The sequence below is a fragment of the Parafrankia sp. BMG5.11 genome (genome assembly GCF_004337455.1).
Genome location: NZ_SJXI01000035.1, coordinates 130,689 through 147,053, shown reverse-complemented (window position 1 = coordinate 147,053; position 16,365 = coordinate 130,689). Strand labels below are relative to the sequence as shown.

The window sequence follows — 16,365 nt, the reverse complement described above, 5'->3', positions numbered from 1 at the left end:
TCACCGAAGATGGTCGAGATCTACTACGACGACGACGCCAACCTCGACAACCTGGCCGACCGCAAGGTCGCCGTGATCGGCTTCGGCAGCCAGGGGCACGCGCACGCGCTGAACCTGCGCGACAGCGGGGTCGACGTCCGCGTCGGGCTGCCGGAGACGAGCACCAGTCGGGCCAAGGCCGAGGAGCAGGGCCTGCGGGTGGTGACCCCGGCGGAGGCGTCCGCCGAGGCCGACATCATCATGATCCTCACGCCGGACACGACCCACCGCAAGATCTACGCCGAGTCGATCGCGCCGCACCTCACCCCCGGCAAGGCGCTGGCGTTCGGGCACGGGTTCAACATCCGGTACGGCCTCATCGAGCCGCCGGCCGGCGTCGACGTCTTCATGGTCGCGCCCAAGGGCCCGGGTCACCTCGTCCGCCGGGTGTTCGTCGAGGGCAAGGGCGTACCGGTGCTCGTCGCCGTCGAGGCCGACGCCACCGGCAAGGCGCTCGACATCGCGCTCGCCTACGCGAAGGGCATCGGCGGCACCCGGGCCGGCGCGCTGCGCACGACCTTCACCGAGGAGACCGAGACCGACCTGTTCGGCGAGCAGGCGGTGCTCTGCGGCGGCGCCAGCGCGCTGGTCCAGGCCGGCTTCGAGACACTGGTCGAGGCGGGCTACACCCCCGAGGTCGCGTACTTCGAGTGCCTGCACGAGCTGAAGCTGATCGTCGACCTCATGTACGAGGGCGGCATCTCGCAGATGCGCTACTCCATCTCGGACACCGCCGAGTACGGCGACGTCACTCGCGGCCCGCGGGTGATCACCCCGGCGGTCAAGGCCGAGATGCGCAAGATCCTCGACGAGATCCAGGACGGGACGTTCGCCCGCGAGTGGGTCGCCGAGGACGACGCGGGCCGGGCCACCTTCACCAAGCTCGTCGAGGAGGGCAAGCAGCACCCGATCGAGCAGGTCGGTGGCAAGCTCCGCCCGATGATGTCCTGGATCGCGAAGGACTGAGGCGGGCCGGGCCGGGCGGCACGTGCCGCCCGGCCCGTCGACGTGCGCCCGCGCCCGCCACAGGTGAGAGCGGGCACACCCGTCGCGGCGCCCGAACGTGCGGAGCTGCGTCTGTAGGCTGTACCCGCACCGAACCGCCCACCGATTCGACATCGTCGTCGTCCGCCCGGGCCGCGGCGCAGCGCGTCCACGCCGCTGCGTCCTCCTCAGCGGTGGCCGGCGACGAGCGTGCTAGGAGCAGACCGTGCCCGTCGTACTCGTCGCCGAGGAACTCTCACCGGCCGGGCTGGAGGTCCTGTCCGGGGACTTCGAGATCCGTCATGTGGACGGGGCCGACCGATCCGCCCTGCTGCCGGCGCTGGCGGACGTCGACGCGGTCCTCATCCGCTCGGCAACGAAGATCGACGCCGAGGCGCTCGCGGCCGCCCCGCGACTGAAGGTCGTGGCCCGCGCCGGGATCGGGCTCGACAACGTCGACGTCCCCGCCGCCACCAACCGCGGCGTCATGGTGGTGAACGCGCCGCAGTCGAACATCGTCAGCGCCGCCGAGCACGCCATCGCACTGCTGCTCGCGGTCGCCCGCCGGGTCCCGGCCGCCCATGAGTCGCTCGTCGGCGGTGAGTGGAAGCGCTCGAAGTACGTCGGCGTGGAGCTGACGGAGAAGACCGCGGGCGTCGTCGGCCTCGGCCGCATCGGTGTCCTGGTCGCGCAGCGGCTGGCGGCCTTCGGGATGAAGGTCCTGGCCTACGACCCCTATGTCTCCGTCGCCCGCGCCTCGCAGCTCGGTGTGCGCCTGGTGGACCTCGACGAGCTGCTCACGTCCAGCGACGTCATCACGATCCACCTGCCGAAGACACCCGAGACGCTGGGGCTCATCGGGGCCGACGAGCTGGCCAGGGTGAAGCCGGGCGTGATCATCGTCAACGCGGCGCGCGGCGGCCTGGTCGACGAGGGCGCCCTGGCCGACGCGGTCCGGTCCGGCCGGGTCGGCGGTGTCGGGCTCGACGTGTACGTCAAGGAGCCGACCACCTCCTCGCCGCTGTTCGGGCTGGAGAACGTCGTCGTCACCCCGCACCTGGGCGCCTCGACGCAGGAGGCGCAGGACAAGGCCGGTCTGGCCGTGGCCCGTTCGGTGCGCCTCGCGCTCAGCGGCGAGTTCGTCCCGGACGCGGTGAACGTGCAGGCCGGCGGGGTCGTGGCCGAGGACGTGCGGCCCGGTCTGCCGCTGGCGGAGAAGCTGGGCCAGCTCTTCTCCGGGCTGGCCGCGGGCGTGGCCGCCGCGATCACCGTCGAGGTGCGCGGCGAGATCGCCGCGCACGACGTGTCGGTGCTGCAGCTCGCCGTCCTCAAGGGTGTCTTCATCGACATCGTCGAGGAGCAGGTCACCTACGTGAACGCGCCGCTGATCGCCAAGGAGCGCGGCGTCGACGTGGCGCTGGAGACCTCCGAGGAGAGCCCGGACTACCGCAACCTCGTCACGGTGCGCGGCGTCCTGCCCGACGGGACGGCGGTCTCGGTCAGCGGGACGCTCGTCGGTTCCCGCCAGGTCGAGAAGATCACCGCGATCGACGGGTTCGAGGTCGACCTGCGTCCCGAGGACCACCTGGCGTTCTTCCGTTACGAGGATCGTCCCGGCATCGTCGGGGCCGTCGGCGCGCTGCTGGGCGAGGCCCACATCAACATCGCCAACGCTCAGGTCAGCCGGCTCAGCGCCGGTGGCGAGGCCCTCATGTCGCTGTCCCTGGACGACGCGGTGGCGCCCGACATCCTGGCCGAGATCGCCAAGATCATCGGTGCGTCGTACGCCCGCGCGGTGAGCATCTCCGCGGGCTGAGCGCGCCCCGGTGCAGGTAGGGCGCCTGTGCGGCAAGATTCTCCGTACTTGACCGGGGTCGTGACGACTCGGCCCGGTGTGGGTGATCTTTAGCGGGAAGCGGCGCTCTTGCGCGCTTGCGCGCGTTACCGTGACAGGCATGGCGGCACGGCACCCGGATCCGTTCGAGGACCTTCGGCTCGACGAGCGCTTCGTCCGGTCGGCCCGGTTTCTCGAGCCATCGGCCCGTGAGCGGGCCGGTCAGGTTGTTCGGGGCCACGGGACACGGTGCCAGGTGGTGCCCGCGCCCCGTGGGCTGCAGGGATTCGTTCACCGGTTGTTCGTCGCGCCGCCACGCCCGGCGCCGCGGACGAGGCGACTCACCCGGGTGCTGGCGGTTGTCACGCTCGCCGTCGGCATGATCAGCCTGACGTTCGTGGCGCTGCGTCAGACCGCGGGCCGCGGCACACCGGTGGCGACGGAACCGCTGCCGGTCTCGCAGGTCAGCACCCCCGTCGGCGGGCCGGCGTCGGCGAGCAGCGGGGGTGAGCTCGCCGACGGCGCCGCGGCCACCGGCGGTGGGGGCGGGAGCGGGGGCGGTGTCGGGTTCTCGGCCAGCTCGGTTCCGCTCACCGTCGACCCCGCGGTCGGGGTGCCGGGGGGCTTCGACCTGGCGCCCGGGCTGTTCGCCGCGATCCGCAAGGGTGACTGCATGGCCTGGTCGGCCCGGTCCGTGTCTCCGGTCACGCCGGTCCGCGTCGACTGTGCGGCCCCGCACGTCGACGAGGTCACGAAGATCGTCAATCTCGGCGGCCGCTTCGCCGACTGGCCCGGCGTCGAGGTCCTGCACACCACGGCGCGGGACGTCTGCGCCGGGTCGATGCGCGAGTACGTCGGCGCCCTCGACGTGGGCCCGCACCAGGTCGTCGGGTCGGTGCGGCCGGACGAGGCGAGCTGGGAGCGGGGGGTGCGAGCCGTGGTCTGCACCATCCGCTCGGATGATCTCGCCGCGCGCTCGGGGCGGTTCGTGGTGGCTGGCGTGGTGGCTGGCGCCGTCCGGAGCTGACCGCTGGGCCGGCGGGTGGGCTGGGCGATCCGGTAAACTGCCACCGTGATGCGTGCGCTGCTTCTTCTTAGGTGCCGCGGCGGGGCCTGATCCGATCCGGCTGATCCGAGCCGGACAGATGGCTGGCTTCCCCGCCGCGGAGTTCTCGTGCGTCAGCGCCGGGTCCCGCTCGGCGGGGGATAACCGCCGGCTCTTCCGAGGAAGCAGGAGCAGTGATCACACCGCAGCAACCGTCCGGCATGCCCATTGAGAAGTACCGCCCGTTCCCGGCGGTCGCGCTGCCGGACCGCACCTGGCCCAACGCCACGATCACCGAGGCCCCGCGCTGGTGCAGTGTCGACCTGCGGGACGGCAACCAGGCCCTGATCGACCCGATGACGCCGTCGCGCAAGATGCAGCTGTTCGAACTGCTGGTCGCGATGGGCTACAAGGAGATCGAGGTCGGCTTCCCGGCGGCGAGCCAGACCGACTTCGACTTCGTCCGTCAGCTGATCGAGGATGACCTGATCCCCGACGACGTGACGATCCAGGTGCTGACCCAGGCCCGCGAGGAGCTGATCGAGCGCACCGTCACCTCGCTGGTCGGCTCCCGCCGCGCCCTGATCCACCTGTACAACTCGACGTCCACCCTGCAGCGCCGGGTCGTGTTCGGCCTGGACCGGGCCGGCGTCACCGACATCGCGGTGCAGGGCGCCCGCTGGTGCGCCCAGTACGCGGAGAAGCTGCTGGAGGGGACCGACGTCCGCTGGCAGTACAGCCCCGAGTCGTTCACCGGGACCGAGCTGGAGTACGCGCTCGAGGTCTGCGAGGCGGTGATGGACGTCTGGGCGCCCACCCCGGACAACCCCGTCGTGCTGAACCTGCCCGCCACGGTCGAGATGTCGACGCCGAACGTGTACGCCGACCAGATCGAGTGGATGAGCCGCAACCTGACCCGCCGGGACTCGGTGGTGCTGTCGCTGCACCCGCACAACGACCGGGGCTGCGCGGTCGCCGCGGCGGAGCTGGGCGTCATGGCCGGCGCCGACCGGGTGGAGGGCTGCCTGTTCGGTAACGGCGAGCGTACCGGCAACGTCTGTCTGGTCACGCTGGGGATGAACCTGTTCTCCCAGGGCATCGATCCGATGATCGACCTCTCCGACATCGACGGCGTGCGCCGCACCGTGGAGTACTGCAACCAGCTGCCCGTGCACCCGCGCCATCCCTACGGCGGCGACCTTGTCTACACGGCCTTCTCCGGCTCCCACCAGGACGCCATCAAGAAGGGCTTCGAGGCGATGGAACGGACCGGCCAGACGCTGTGGGAGGTCCCCTACCTGCCGATCGACCCGAAGGACGTCGGCCGCTCGTACGAGGCCGTCATCCGGGTGAACAGCCAGTCGGGCAAGGGCGGCGTGGCGTACCTGATGAAGTCGGAGTACGCGCTGGACCTGCCCCGCCGGCTGCAGATCGAGTTCTCGGGCGTGGTCCAGAAGCACACCGACGACGCCGGCGGCGAGGTCACGGCCGGCCAGCTCTGGGAGATCTTCACCCGGGAGTACCGGCCGGAGGGCGGGGACCCGGCGGCATCGCTGGAACTGCTCGGATCACGGACGACCGCGGCGAGCGGCGCACGGGACGAGGTGACCGTCTCGGTACGTCTGGACGGCACGGAGACGGTCATCACGGGCAGCGGCAACGGCCCGATCGACGCGTTCGTGGCCGCGCTGTCCGAGCGGGGTGTGCCGGTGCGCGTCCTCGACTACAACGAGCACGCGCTGGGTTCGGGCGCGGATGCCCGCGCCGCGGCCTACCTGGAGGTCGCGGTGGGGGAGACGGTGCTGTGGGGGGTCGGGATCGACCCCAACATCGTCACCGCCTCGCTGCGCGCGGTCGTCAGCGCCGTGAACCGGGCGTCCCGGGAGAGCTGAGTATCCGGCCGGTGCGGGTGGGCGGGCGGGATGGCCGTGCCGTCGTCCGCACCGGCCACGACCTGCGCCGCGGCCAGTGCCGTGATCAGTCGTTGAGGGAGGCCGGCTCGGCGTCCCTGATGCCCTGCCGGACCTGGTCGACCAGCTCGGCGGGAACGTCGGCCATCGAGTGGTCGACCCGGGCGTGGGTGTTGACCGCGCCGAGGAGCTCGTCCTCGGTGCCGGCGACGAACCGGGCCTCGCAGCCGGGGATGATCGCCCCGCAGTAGAACTCCTTCATGGCGGGCGGCCGCGCGATGCTCACCTCGCGCACCCGCGCGCCCGGGTCGCCGACGGGGCGCGGGCCCATCAGCGCCTGCGCCGTCCAGAATCGGTTCCGCCTCATGCGGCCGACAGATCCGCGAGACGCAGCATCAGGCGCTCCATCCGTACCAGGCCGAGAGGCCGTCCCATCTCGGTCACGATTATCACCGGGTCGAACCGGCAGCCGGCGGGCCGGGTCATCGCCCGGCGGGCGACCTCCGTGACGGGCTCGTCCGGGAGCGCGAACAGCGACGTGGGAATCCGCTGCGGCTCCCGCCCACCCGCGCCGCCGGCCAGCCGCACGGCGACCGGCCGGCACCGGTTGCTGACGATGATGGCAGTCCCGCCACCGGAACCGTCGCCCCTGAGCGTTTCGTGATCCTCGGCGTGTTCTTCGGCGTGTTCTTCGGCGTGTTCCTCGGGACGTCCGCCCGGGGACGGCGAGCCGGCGTCGTCGCTTGGAGCGGGCGAGCGCGCGCAGGGCGGGCAGCCCGGGACCTGGCCGCAGCGCCCGTAGTCGCCGGTCGAGATCCGGACCGGCTCCATCAGGCTCACGATGCGCGAGGAACGGTCGGAGCGCGCGGAGAGCAGCCTGATCCGCCTGGCCACGGCCGGGTCGAGCTCCTGCCAGCGGGCGGACGGCCGTCCGAGCAGGAAGCCCTGCCCGAGGGGGACGCCGAGGGCGACCAGCATGGTCAGCTCCTGGACGCGCTCCACACCCTCGGCGATGACCCAGCCGTTGAGGCGGCTGGCGAATCCGCCGACCAGCTCGGTGAGTGCGATCTTCACCTGGTCGTCGTCGATGTTCGAGACCAGTGACGCGTCGAGTTTCACGAAATCGGGCCGGATGTGGGTGAGCTGGCGCAGGCCGGCATATCCCGAACCGACATCGTCCATGGCGAGGAACGCGCCGTGGTCCCGCAGCTCCTGCGAGGTCGCCGTCAGACCGGTCGCGCGCTCGATGTCGACGGCCTCGTTCAGCTCGAGAACGATGCGGGAGAGATCGGCGCCCCGCCAGACCGCCGCGACCTCGGGGGAGGAAAGGAGATGCGGGAACACGTTGACGGCGAGAAAACAACGGTCGGGAAGATGATCGCGGGCGGCGAGTGCCCGGCGCAGGACCCGGGCCTCGAGCTCGGCCGCGCAGCCGCGGCGGTCCGCCTCGCCGAACACGAGATGGGGTGCGTTGCGCGGGTCCGGGCCGAAGCGTGCCAGGGCCTCGTAGCCGGCCGTGACGCCGCGGCGCAGGTCCACGATTGGCTGGAAGACAAGGGATGGCGCGTCGGGGTCGGCCAGGATGCCGTCGAGATCCGGCCGCACGGGCAGGCCGGGAACCTGGCGGCGTCCGTCCGCGGGGCAGGCTCCGCCCGCCTCGTCCACCTGACCCTGACCGGCGGGTTCGCGCGCCCCCGGTGGACCAGCCTCGACCGGGCGCCTGATGGTCGACTGTTGAGAAACCATGCGCCGTGCACCCCCTCGTGTCGCCGCACGCCGCATCGTCGATGTTGTTGATTTCTTATCACTTTTTCAACGCTCTGGGCACGGCTGGTGGCGGGAGTTGTGGTGCCGTTCGAGTGCGTGGTCCGAATTTTGTCTGCTGCGCATTTATCGTGGCCAGGGCGATTGTGGTCCGGTTGATGTGGTGGCGTCTTTGTCTGCTGCCGCTTACGTCAACGCGCGATGTGTCCTCGTATGTCGTCTCCTGGTTCAGTGGAATGACGACCGGCGACGGCCGGGGCGGCACGATCCGTCGCCGGTGACCCGGGTCGCCCCGGGCCACCCCGGGGTGGCCAGCGAGCTGTTCCCCGGCGGGCGCGACCGGGCGCCCGTCCGGCCTGGTCGCGCCCGGGGCGGGCGCGCCGGACGTCCACGCCGGGCGGACTAAAGTCGAGCCCCATGAGGCTTGCGGTCATTGGTGGCGACGGAATCGGTCCGGAAGTGGTCGCGGAGGGGCTGCGCGTGCTACGAGCCGTGCATCCCAAAGTGGAGACCACCGACTACGACCTGGGCGCGCGGCGCTGGCACGAGACCGGCGAGACCCTGCCCGACAGCGTCCTGGCGGAGCTGCGCGGGCACGACGCGATCCTGCTCGGCGCCGTCGGCGACCCCGGGGTGCCCAGCGGCGTCCTGGAACGCGGGCTGCTGCTGCGGCTGCGGTTCGAGCTGGACCACCACGTCAACCTCCGGCCGGTCCGGCTGTACCCCGGAGTGACCTCACCGCTCGCCGGTGACCCCGCCATCGACATGATCGTGGTGCGGGAGGGGACGGAGGGCCCCTACGCCGGCGCCGGCGGCACGCTGCGGCGCGGGACGCCACAGGAGGTGGCGACCGAGGAGAGCCTGAACACGCGCTTCGGGGTCGAGCGGGTCGTGCGCGACGCCTTCGCGCGGGCGAGCCGGCGTCCCCGCGCCCACCTCACCCTGGTGCACAAGACCAACGTGCTCACCAAGGCGGGCGACCTGTGGGCCCGCACGGCCGCCGAGGTCGGCGCCGAGTTCCCCGGCGTCAGCGTCGACTACCAGCACGTGGACGCCGCCTCGATGTTCTTCGTGACCGACCCGGCCCGGTTCGACGTGGTGGTCACCGACAACATGTTCGGCGACATCCTGACCGACATCGGCGCCGCGATCACCGGTGGCATCGGGCTCGCCGCCAGCGGGAACCTCGACCCCTCGGGCGCGAACCCGAGCATGTTCGAGCCGGTCCACGGCAGCGCTCCCGACATCGCCGGCCAGGGGCTGGCGGACCCGACCGCGACGGTCGCCTCGGTCGCGATGCTGCTGGACCACCTCGGCCACGCCGACGAGGCGGCTCGGGTGGAGGGCGCGGTGGCCGCGTCGCTGGCCGCCCGCGCCGCGGCCGGCGGTGCCCGCCGCTCCACCCGCGAGATCGGCGACGACCTGGCCGCCCGCGCCGTGGGCTGAGTCGGGCCCCACTCCGACCGGCCGCGCGAGCGGGAACGACCGCGCGGCCGGCGAGCCGGGGGAGGGCCGGTGTGTCCCCGCCGATTCGTCGTTCGTTTTCCGTCCGGTCATCCGGCGGCTATTCTTCGGTGAAGCCGTAGATCCGGTACGACGGCAGCCGACAGGGCCCGACCACGGCGACGATCGGCGGTTTCGTCCTCTCTGACCGTTTGTTCGCTGATCGTTCGGCACTTCGCTGATCGTTCGGCACGGAGCCGTTCGTCACGGCACCGGTGGGCGACAGCGCAGGCGAGCGCTGGTCAGTGACAGCGTTCGCGCACCGCGGTGCTCGTGCCCGCGGTGCTCGCCAGCCCGCACGTCCCCCTGACGTAGCCCGTCCTGGAGTCATCATGGCCATCACGCCCACCTCGAAGATCTGGATGAGCGGCGAGTTCGTCGACTGGGACGACGCCCGCATCCACGTGCTCAACCCGACCCTGCACTACGGCTGGGGCGTGTTCGAGGGCATCCGCGCCTACTCGACGCCCGTCGGCAGCGCGGTCTTCCGGCTGACCGACCACATCGCCCGCCTGTACCGCAGCGCGAAGATCTACCTGATGGAGCCGACCTTCACGCCGGAGGAGCTCGTCCAGGCGACGAAGGACACCATCGCGGTGAACAACGTCGAGGAGTGCTACATCCGGCCCCTGATCTACCTCGGGTACGGCGAGATGGGCCTCAATCCGCTCCCGTCCTCGATCGAGGTCATGATCGCGGTCTGGCCCTGGGGCTCCTACCTGGGCGAGGACGCCGAGCGCAACGGGGCTCGGGCGACCATCTCGACCTGGCGCCGCAACGACCCGAACATCATCCCGCCGGCCGCGAAGGCGTCCGGCCAGTACCTCAACTCGTCGCTCGCCAAGGTCGCCGCGATCAAGGCCGGTTACGACGAGGCGATCATGACCAGCCCGAACGGCCACATCGCTGACGGCTCCGGCGAGAACGTCTTCATCGTCTCCGGCCGGCAGGTGATCACCCCGCCGCTCAGCGACGGGCCGCTCGGCGGCATCACCCGCGCCTCCGTCATGCAGATCGCCGCGGACCAGGGCTACGAGGTGCGCGAGCAGCACATCGTGCGCACCGACCTCTACCTCGCCGACGAGGCGTTCTTCACCGGCACCGCGGCCGAGATCGTTCCCATCTCCGAGGTGGACGACCGGCGGATCGGCACGGGCCGGCCCGGCCCGGTCACCCGGGAGATCCTCGACATCTTCCACCAGGCCACCCACGGCGAGGTCGACCGCTACAAGGACTGGAACGAGCTCGTCAGCTGACGTCCCGCCCGGCGGCGAGCCGACTGCGTGACCACGCCGCCGCCGCGTGTGCCCTGGCCAACCCGACCTTGGACGCCTACCGTCTCCAGTAGTCGTTTCACGAGCGCACAAGCGTCCGGAGTCGGAGTTCGGGAGGACGTCATGCGGGTTTCGGAGGGCACGCGTGTTTCGGGGGATACACGCGTTTCGGAGGATATGCGGGCTTCGGAGGGCATGAGTGTCTCGGAGGGCATGAGCGCTCTGGTCCTCGTCGTCGGGCCCGGGCACACCCTGCGCCAGGCGGCCCGGCTGATGGCCGCCCGGCACGTGGGTGCCGCCGTCGTGCTCGACGGCGACGGCCAGGGGTTCGGAATCCTCACCGAGCGCGACGTCCTGCGGGCGATCGCGGCCGACCAGGATCCGGACGTCGAGGTCGTGGGCGACCACGTCACCCGGGACGTGGTGGTCGCCGCCCCCGACTGGTCACTCGACGAGGCGGCCGCGGCGATGCTGCGCGGCGGGTTCCGGCACCTCGTGGTCACCACCGGCGCCGAGGTCGAGGGCGTGCTTTCGATGCGTGACGTGGTGCGCTGCTGGAGTCGGCAGCGGGTGTCGGCCTGACGTGCCGGCCGCGATGGATATTACCGGTCGTGTTCGCATTATCACGATTGCGCGATGAACGTGTCGGCTCCGGGATCTGCAGCACACGAGACCGCCGAGCGGCGCTACGTTCACCGCATGCACGACACTGAGGCGGTCACGCTGCTGCGGGCGACCACGCTGCTGAAGGAGCTCGACGAGGAGGATCTGCTGCGGCTGGCCAGCCGGTCCGTGACCCGGCGTTTCCGCCGGGGCCAGGTGGTCTTCACCGAGGGGGAGCCGGCCGACACCCTCCTCGTCATCGCGTCCGGGCGACTCAAGATCCTCACCAAGGCCGACGACGGGCGCGACCACGTGCTCAACATCGCCGGTCCCCGGGAGACGCTGGGCGAGCTCAACATCGTCGAGGCCGGGACGAGGTCCGCGAGTGTCGAGGCGCTGGAGCCGAGCACCGCGCTGGTGCTCGAGCGCAGCGCCGTGTGGGAGCTCGTCCGGGAGCGCCCGGCTGTCGCCGAGCAGCTCATCCGCGCGCTGGTGGCGCACGTGCGCCGGCTCACCGGGGCGAACGCGGACCTGGTCTTCCTCGATCTCCCGCGCCGGGTCGCGAAGCTGCTGCTGATGCGGATGCGCGAGGCCGGCCGGCCGGTCATCGAGCTGGGCCTGACGCAGACCGAGATCGCGTCGCTGCTGGGCGGCTCGCGCCAGTCGGTCAACCAGGCACTGCGCGAGTTCGAGCGGCGGGCGTGGATCCTGTCCGAAGGTCAGACGATCACCATCATGCAGGTTGACCGCCTCCGCCGGTTCGCGGGCGACTGACCGCCGCGGCGGGCGTGCGCGGCGTCCACGGCGTGCACATGGCGTCCATGGCACTTGCCACACTTGCCGCGTGTCCAGCGTGTTACATCGTATGGTGGGACGCTGGCGGCGAACCCGTCCCCGTCGCGCGTTCCGGTCACTGACCAGGCAGACCGGGCGCGTGACGGCCAGACACGGTTCCAGCGAGAGGTCCATCGTGGTTCACGACACCCCAGCTCCGCTCGGTTCAGCTCCGCTCGGCGCGGTCGGCGGGCTCCCGTTCGACCGGGAGTCGCTGCACATCTACGACACCACGCTGCGCGACGGCACCCAGCAGGAAGGCCTGTCGCTGTCGGTCGCCGACAAGCTGGCGGTCGCCCGGCACCTCGACGACCTGGGTGTCGGCTTCATCGAGGGCGGCTGGCCCGGCTCGAACCCCAAGGACGCCGAGTTCTTCCGGCGGGCCCGCACCGAGCTCGACCTCAACGGCGCGCTGCTGACCGCGTTCGGGTCGACCCGGCGGGCCAGCAAGGCCGTCGCCGACGACTCCCAGGTCGCCGCGCTGCGCGACGCCGGCACCTCCGTGGTCTGCCTGGTGGCCAAGGCCGACCGCCGGCACGTCGAGCGCGCGCTGCGGACCACGCCCGCCGAGAACCTCGCGATGATCCGCGACACCGTCCGTCACCTGACGAACGAGGGCAAGCGGGTCTTCGTCGACGCCGAACACTTCTTCGACGGCCACCGCGCCGACCCCGCCTACGCGCTCGAGATGGTGCGCACAGCGGCCGAGGCCGGTGCCGAGGTGATCGTGCTGTGCGACACCAACGGCGGCATGCTGCCCACCCGGATCGGTGACGTCGTGGCGGCCACGCTCGCGAGCACCGGAGCGCGCCTGGGTATCCACACCCACGACGACGCCGCCTGCGCCGTCGCGAACAGCCTGGTGGCGATCGAGGCCGGGGCCACCCACGTCCAGGGGACCGCCAACGGCTACGGCGAGCGTTGCGGGAACGCCAACCTGTTCAGCGTCGTCGCGGGCCTGGAGACCAAGCTGGGCCGCCAGGTCCTGCCGGCCGGGCGGCTGCGTGAGCTCGTGCGTGTCTCACACGCCATCGACGAGGTCACCAACTCGGCCCCGAGCACGCACCGGCCCTACGTCGGCGCCAGCGCCTTCGCGCACAAGGCCGGCCTGCACGCGAGCGCCGTCAAGGTCGACCCCGACATGTACCAGCACATCGACCCGGCCGCCGTCGGCAACGACATGCGGATGCTCGTCTCCGAACTGGCCGGCCGCGCGACCCTCGAGCTCAAGGGCCGCGAGCTCGGCATGGACCTCTCCGGGGAGCGTGAGGCGCTCGGTCGGGTGCTGGAGATGGTCAAGGACAGGGAGGCCTCCGGCTACGCCTACGAGGCCGCCGAGGCGTCCTTCGAGCTCATGCTGCTGGACGAGGTCTCGGGCCGGGAGCGGTTCTTCACCCTGGAATCCTGGCGGGTCATCGTCGAGCAGCGCTCCGGCGGCGAGGTCGTCAGCGAGGCCACGGTGAAGCTCACCTCCCACGGCGAGCGGCACGTGTCGACGGCGGAGGGCAACGGGCCCGTCAACGCGCTCGACACCGCCCTGCGCAAGGCGCTGGAGAAGGCCTACCCGGGTCTGGCCGATCTCGACCTGGTCGACTACAAGGTTCGCATCCTCGACGGCCGGCAGGGCACCGGTGCGGTCACCCGCGTCCTGGTGGAGACCAGCGACGGCCGCGGCCGCTGGGACACCATCGGCGTCGACGAGAACATCATCGCCGCCTCCTGGGTGGCGCTACAGGACGCCGTCACCTACGGCCTGCGCCGCCAGGGTGAGCGCCCCGACCCGGATGCCGTCTGACTATCTGACCGGGCCGGCCCGATCGCCCGCGCCGCGGGTTTTTCATCATCGGATGATCTACACGGCCAACGCCGTCCGGGCGTTTCGGGCCTGTCCTGTCAAAGAATTCCCGGTTGACGCCAACGCCGCCCGGTCATCCTTTGGTGCCCGTTACGCTGACCGCGACGCTTTCGGGCATCCCGGTCATCCGCCGCAGGTGGCGGTGGACGGGTTCGGGGGCTCCCGGGGGCGACGGTGATGGGCGATCTCGGCTGCTGCGGCCGAGGAGAGGGGACGGCCGTGTCGCGGTGCCCGGCGGTTGAGCGCCCGACAGGGCGCGACCGTGCTCGGGGAGGTCGGCGATGAGCCGTCGTTCCACCGGCAGCGTGGGTGGACGCCGAGGCGGCTCGCACCGCTCGTCGCCCGGAGTATCGGACATCGTGTGGGTCGACCCGCCGTCCGGGGGCCGCCGCCGGACGGGCGGTCGCCGCCGTTCCACCTCAGGGCGCGTCGAGGCCACCGCGCGCACCGAGCTTCCTGAGCGCACCGACAGCCTGGCGCCCGCCGAGGGCCACGTGCCCACCGACGACGGCGTGGGCACCGACGGCCGCGTGCCGGCCAGCCGCGTGCCGGTCGAGGGCCGCGTGCCTGCTGATGGCCGCGTGCCCGCCGGCGGCGCCGGACCGGCTGGAAGCCCCCCCCGCGCCATGCCGTCTCCGGACGCCGATGCCTCCGAGCAGGACGTTCTCTACGGTCGGTCGTCCTCTGCCGAGCGGGCTGCGGCCCGCCGGGGCGGGATCGCCGCCGGCCGCCGGGTACGGCTGGGGCGGCGCCCCGCGCCCGGCGCGTGGCCGGTGGGCGGGAGCCGGTCGCGCACCACGCGGAGCCGGGATCTGGCCGGGGGGCGCGGCCGGAGACGGGACCGGGACGCTTCCACGAACGGGTCCTGGTCGCTGCCGAAGATCGCGCTCGCGGCCACGGCTCTCGCGCTCGCCGTCACCGCGGTGGCCGGGCCGTCGTCCGAAACCGCCGCAGCGAAGCTCACCGGCCCCGTCAACGGACGGGTCGACCAGACCGAGCTGCTGCCCGAGGGTGGCGCCGCCTTCGGGGGCGCGACCGTGGAAGACCTCGCCAGCGTCGTGGGCGCGTCCGGGCAGGTCCGCCTGCCCGTGCGAGCCGGGCTCGCCGCCTCGCCGGTCGCGAGCCGGCCGGCCGGGTCCGCCACGGCCACGTCCGGCACGTCCCCGACGGCAGGCGCGTCGCCTTCGCCGGCCGGAACAGCGTCGACCGGAACAGCGACCGCGGGCGCGTCGGACGACGGCACCGTCCGCAACGCGCCGCTCGCGACCCCGCCCGGCTCCAGCAAGGAGGCGTCGACCATCCCGGCCCGGGCCCTGGCGGCGTACACCAACGCGGCCGACCGGGCCGCGACCGAACATCCAGGCTGCTACCTGCACTGGTCGGTCCTCGCCGGCATCGGCGCGATCGAGTCGGGCCACGGGCAGGGTGCACGCACGGACAGTAACGGCCGGGTCGCGCCCACCGTTGTCGGCCCGCGTCTCGACGGCTCGCCCGGGATGTTCCGCATCCGCGACACCGACGACGGCTGGCTCGACGGCGACACCGTCTGGGACCGGGCGGTCGGCCCGATGCAGTTCACGCCGTCGATGTGGCGGTGGATCGGGCGCGACGCCGACGGCGACGGCCGCGCGGACCCCAACGACTTCGACGACGCCACCCTGACTGCCGCCGATCGCCTCTGCCAGGCCGGGGGTGACCTGCGCGTACCCGACAACGTGCTCTCCGCGGTGCGCTCCTACAACCCCTCCGACGGCTACATCCGCTCCGTGCTCGGCTGGGCGGCCTGGTACGCCGTCGGACCGACGGTCGTCGGGAACCTGGGCACCGGGACGGCCGACCCGGCGGGCGCCGGCGCGACCGGGGGCGACGGCGGCGACCCGACCACCGACGCCCTGGCGACCGACCAGCCCTTCCAGGTCACCACCCTCGTCCCGCTGCCGGGCTCGTCCGACGGCACCTGCGTGGCCCCCGTGATCGACCAGGCGTCGATCAGCGCGGGCGGTGTCGGCGGGGACGTCGTGACCGGATCGGAGTACGAGTCGCTGGAGGTCCGCGCCCGGGTGGGCGGCACCGCCGAGCGGACCGTGACCATCGAGCTCACCCTGCTGGACGAGACCGGGGCGACGGTGGCGACCGGGGTGAGCGCGCGGGCGCTGCCCGGCGGCGACGGCGTCGTGCCGCTGGGCCGGCTGGACGGGCTGGCGATCGGGCGGGCCACCGGCCGCGGCCCGTTCGACGTGAAGGTCCAGGTCCTGCCGGCCGGCCAGGACTGCCAGCCGGTGCAGGCCACCGCGCGGGTCGGCAACGTCGATCCCGCGGACTTCGCCGGTGCGCCGTCCACGCTGGCCAGCCTCCGGCGGCGGCTGGAAACCTACCGGGACACGGGACGGATCACCCAGACGGCCGCGGCGGACCTGCTCGCCACCCTGCCGGCCGGCGACGGCGGCCTGCAGGCCTCGGTGGAGCTCGCCCGCTTCCTCGACCGCCTCGCCGCGGCCATCCGGATCGGGGAGATCGCCGCCGACGCGGCGACAGGCCTCGGTGACGTCGCCAATGCCCTGCAATCCCAGCTGAACCCACCGGCGAGCACACCGCCCGCGGGCGGGGCCCCGTCACCGGGCACGACCGAGGACGTCCCCCTGCCGTTCGACGTGGTCCCGCTGGCGCCCGGGACCTGACGCACGCCGCCGATCGCGGTGATCCGGACCCGGAGGTGGCCG

At 72.3% G+C, this 16,365-nt stretch carries 12 protein-coding genes; 10 read left to right on the top strand and 2 right to left on the bottom strand.

The annotated features are described in order from the left end of the window. Positions 1-9: 9 nt before the first annotated feature. From ilvC to leuA, 4 genes are all read left to right on the top strand, one after another. On the top strand, positions 10-1,005 hold the full coding sequence (ilvC, locus tag E0504_RS23810) for a ketol-acid reductoisomerase (protein WP_020458729.1): 996 nt from the start codon (positions 10-12) through the stop codon (positions 1,003-1,005). 244 nt (positions 1,006-1,249) lie between these two features. Continuing rightward, the gene (gene serA / locus E0504_RS23805; RefSeq protein WP_020458730.1) at positions 1,250-2,839 is read left to right on the top strand and encodes a phosphoglycerate dehydrogenase; all 1,590 of its coding nucleotides are present in this window, start codon (positions 1,250-1,252) and stop codon (positions 2,837-2,839) included. Between the two features lie 139 nt (positions 2,840-2,978). Next, entirely contained in the window at positions 2,979-3,884 is a 906-nt protein-coding gene (locus tag E0504_RS23800) for a septum formation family protein (protein WP_131625909.1), read from the top strand. 239 nt (positions 3,885-4,123) lie between these two features. Then, a complete protein-coding gene (gene leuA, locus E0504_RS23795) occupies positions 4,124-5,794 on the top strand; it encodes a 2-isopropylmalate synthase (RefSeq protein WP_235015049.1) in 1,671 nt (556 codons plus the stop codon). An 85-nt stretch (positions 5,795-5,879) separates the two neighbouring features. On the opposite strand, the gene E0504_RS23790 is transcribed toward leuA, so the two are convergent. Both E0504_RS23790 and E0504_RS23785 read right to left on the bottom strand, forming a co-directional pair. Then, positions 5,880-6,179: a DUF1059 domain-containing protein gene (locus E0504_RS23790; RefSeq protein WP_071060673.1), complete on the bottom strand. Its 300-nt coding sequence runs from the start codon at positions 6,177-6,179 to the stop codon at positions 5,880-5,882. Further along, the gene (locus tag E0504_RS23785; RefSeq protein ID WP_131625908.1) at positions 6,176-7,558 is read right to left on the bottom strand and encodes an EAL domain-containing protein; all 1,383 of its coding nucleotides are present in this window, start codon (positions 7,556-7,558) and stop codon (positions 6,176-6,178) included. Before E0504_RS23785 ends, E0504_RS23790 begins: the two co-directional genes overlap by 4 nt. A 435-nt stretch (positions 7,559-7,993) precedes the next feature. On the opposite strand from E0504_RS23785, the gene E0504_RS23780 reads away from it, so the two are divergent. The 6 genes from E0504_RS23780 (at position 7,994) to E0504_RS23755 (ending at position 16,323) form a co-directional block, all read left to right on the top strand. Then, positions 7,994-9,022, top strand: coding sequence for a 3-isopropylmalate dehydrogenase (locus E0504_RS23780; protein WP_112105832.1), 1,029 nt, complete (start codon positions 7,994-7,996; stop codon positions 9,020-9,022). Positions 9,023-9,411: 389 nt separating this feature from the next. Continuing rightward, on the top strand, positions 9,412-10,335 hold the full coding sequence (ilvE, locus tag E0504_RS23775) for a branched-chain-amino-acid transaminase (protein WP_071060665.1): 924 nt from the start codon (positions 9,412-9,414) through the stop codon (positions 10,333-10,335). A 213-nt stretch (positions 10,336-10,548) separates the two neighbouring features. Further along, positions 10,549-10,935, top strand: coding sequence for a cyclic nucleotide-binding/CBS domain-containing protein (locus tag E0504_RS23770; RefSeq protein WP_041253718.1), 387 nt, complete (start codon positions 10,549-10,551; stop codon positions 10,933-10,935). A 117-nt stretch (positions 10,936-11,052) separates the two neighbouring features. Beyond that, a complete protein-coding gene (locus E0504_RS23765) occupies positions 11,053-11,730 on the top strand; it encodes a Crp/Fnr family transcriptional regulator (protein WP_041255536.1) in 678 nt (225 codons plus the stop codon). A gap of 196 nt (positions 11,731-11,926) precedes the next feature. Beyond that, positions 11,927-13,585, top strand: coding sequence for a citramalate synthase (gene cimA / locus E0504_RS23760; RefSeq protein WP_112105831.1), 1,659 nt, complete (start codon positions 11,927-11,929; stop codon positions 13,583-13,585). Positions 13,586-13,926: 341 nt separating this feature from the next. Beyond that, positions 13,927-16,323, top strand: coding sequence for a murein transglycosylase (locus E0504_RS23755; protein ID WP_112105830.1), 2,397 nt, complete (start codon positions 13,927-13,929; stop codon positions 16,321-16,323). The last annotated feature ends 42 nt before the right edge of the window (positions 16,324-16,365 follow it).

Coding starts and splice junctions, on each gene's coding strand:
- E0504_RS23755 (WP_112105830.1), top strand. CDS start 13,927: ATGAGCCGTCGTTCCACCGGCAGCGTGGGTGGACGCCGAGGCGGCTCG.
- ilvE (WP_071060665.1), top strand. CDS start 9,412: ATGGCCATCACGCCCACCTCGAAGATCTGGATGAGCGGCGAGTTCGTC.
- E0504_RS23770 (WP_041253718.1), top strand. CDS start 10,549: ATGAGTGTCTCGGAGGGCATGAGCGCTCTGGTCCTCGTCGTCGGGCCC.
- E0504_RS23780 (WP_112105832.1), top strand. CDS start 7,994: ATGAGGCTTGCGGTCATTGGTGGCGACGGAATCGGTCCGGAAGTGGTC.
- E0504_RS23765 (WP_041255536.1), top strand. CDS start 11,053: ATGCACGACACTGAGGCGGTCACGCTGCTGCGGGCGACCACGCTGCTG.
- E0504_RS23790 (WP_071060673.1), bottom strand. CDS start 6,179: ATGAGGCGGAACCGATTCTGGACGGCGCAGGCGCTGATGGGCCCGCGC.
- E0504_RS23800 (WP_131625909.1), top strand. CDS start 2,979: ATGGCGGCACGGCACCCGGATCCGTTCGAGGACCTTCGGCTCGACGAG.
- ilvC (WP_020458729.1), top strand. CDS start 10: ATGGTCGAGATCTACTACGACGACGACGCCAACCTCGACAACCTGGCC.
- E0504_RS23785 (WP_131625908.1), bottom strand. CDS start 7,558: ATGGTTTCTCAACAGTCGACCATCAGGCGCCCGGTCGAGGCTGGTCCA.
- leuA (WP_235015049.1), top strand. CDS start 4,124: ATGCCCATTGAGAAGTACCGCCCGTTCCCGGCGGTCGCGCTGCCGGAC.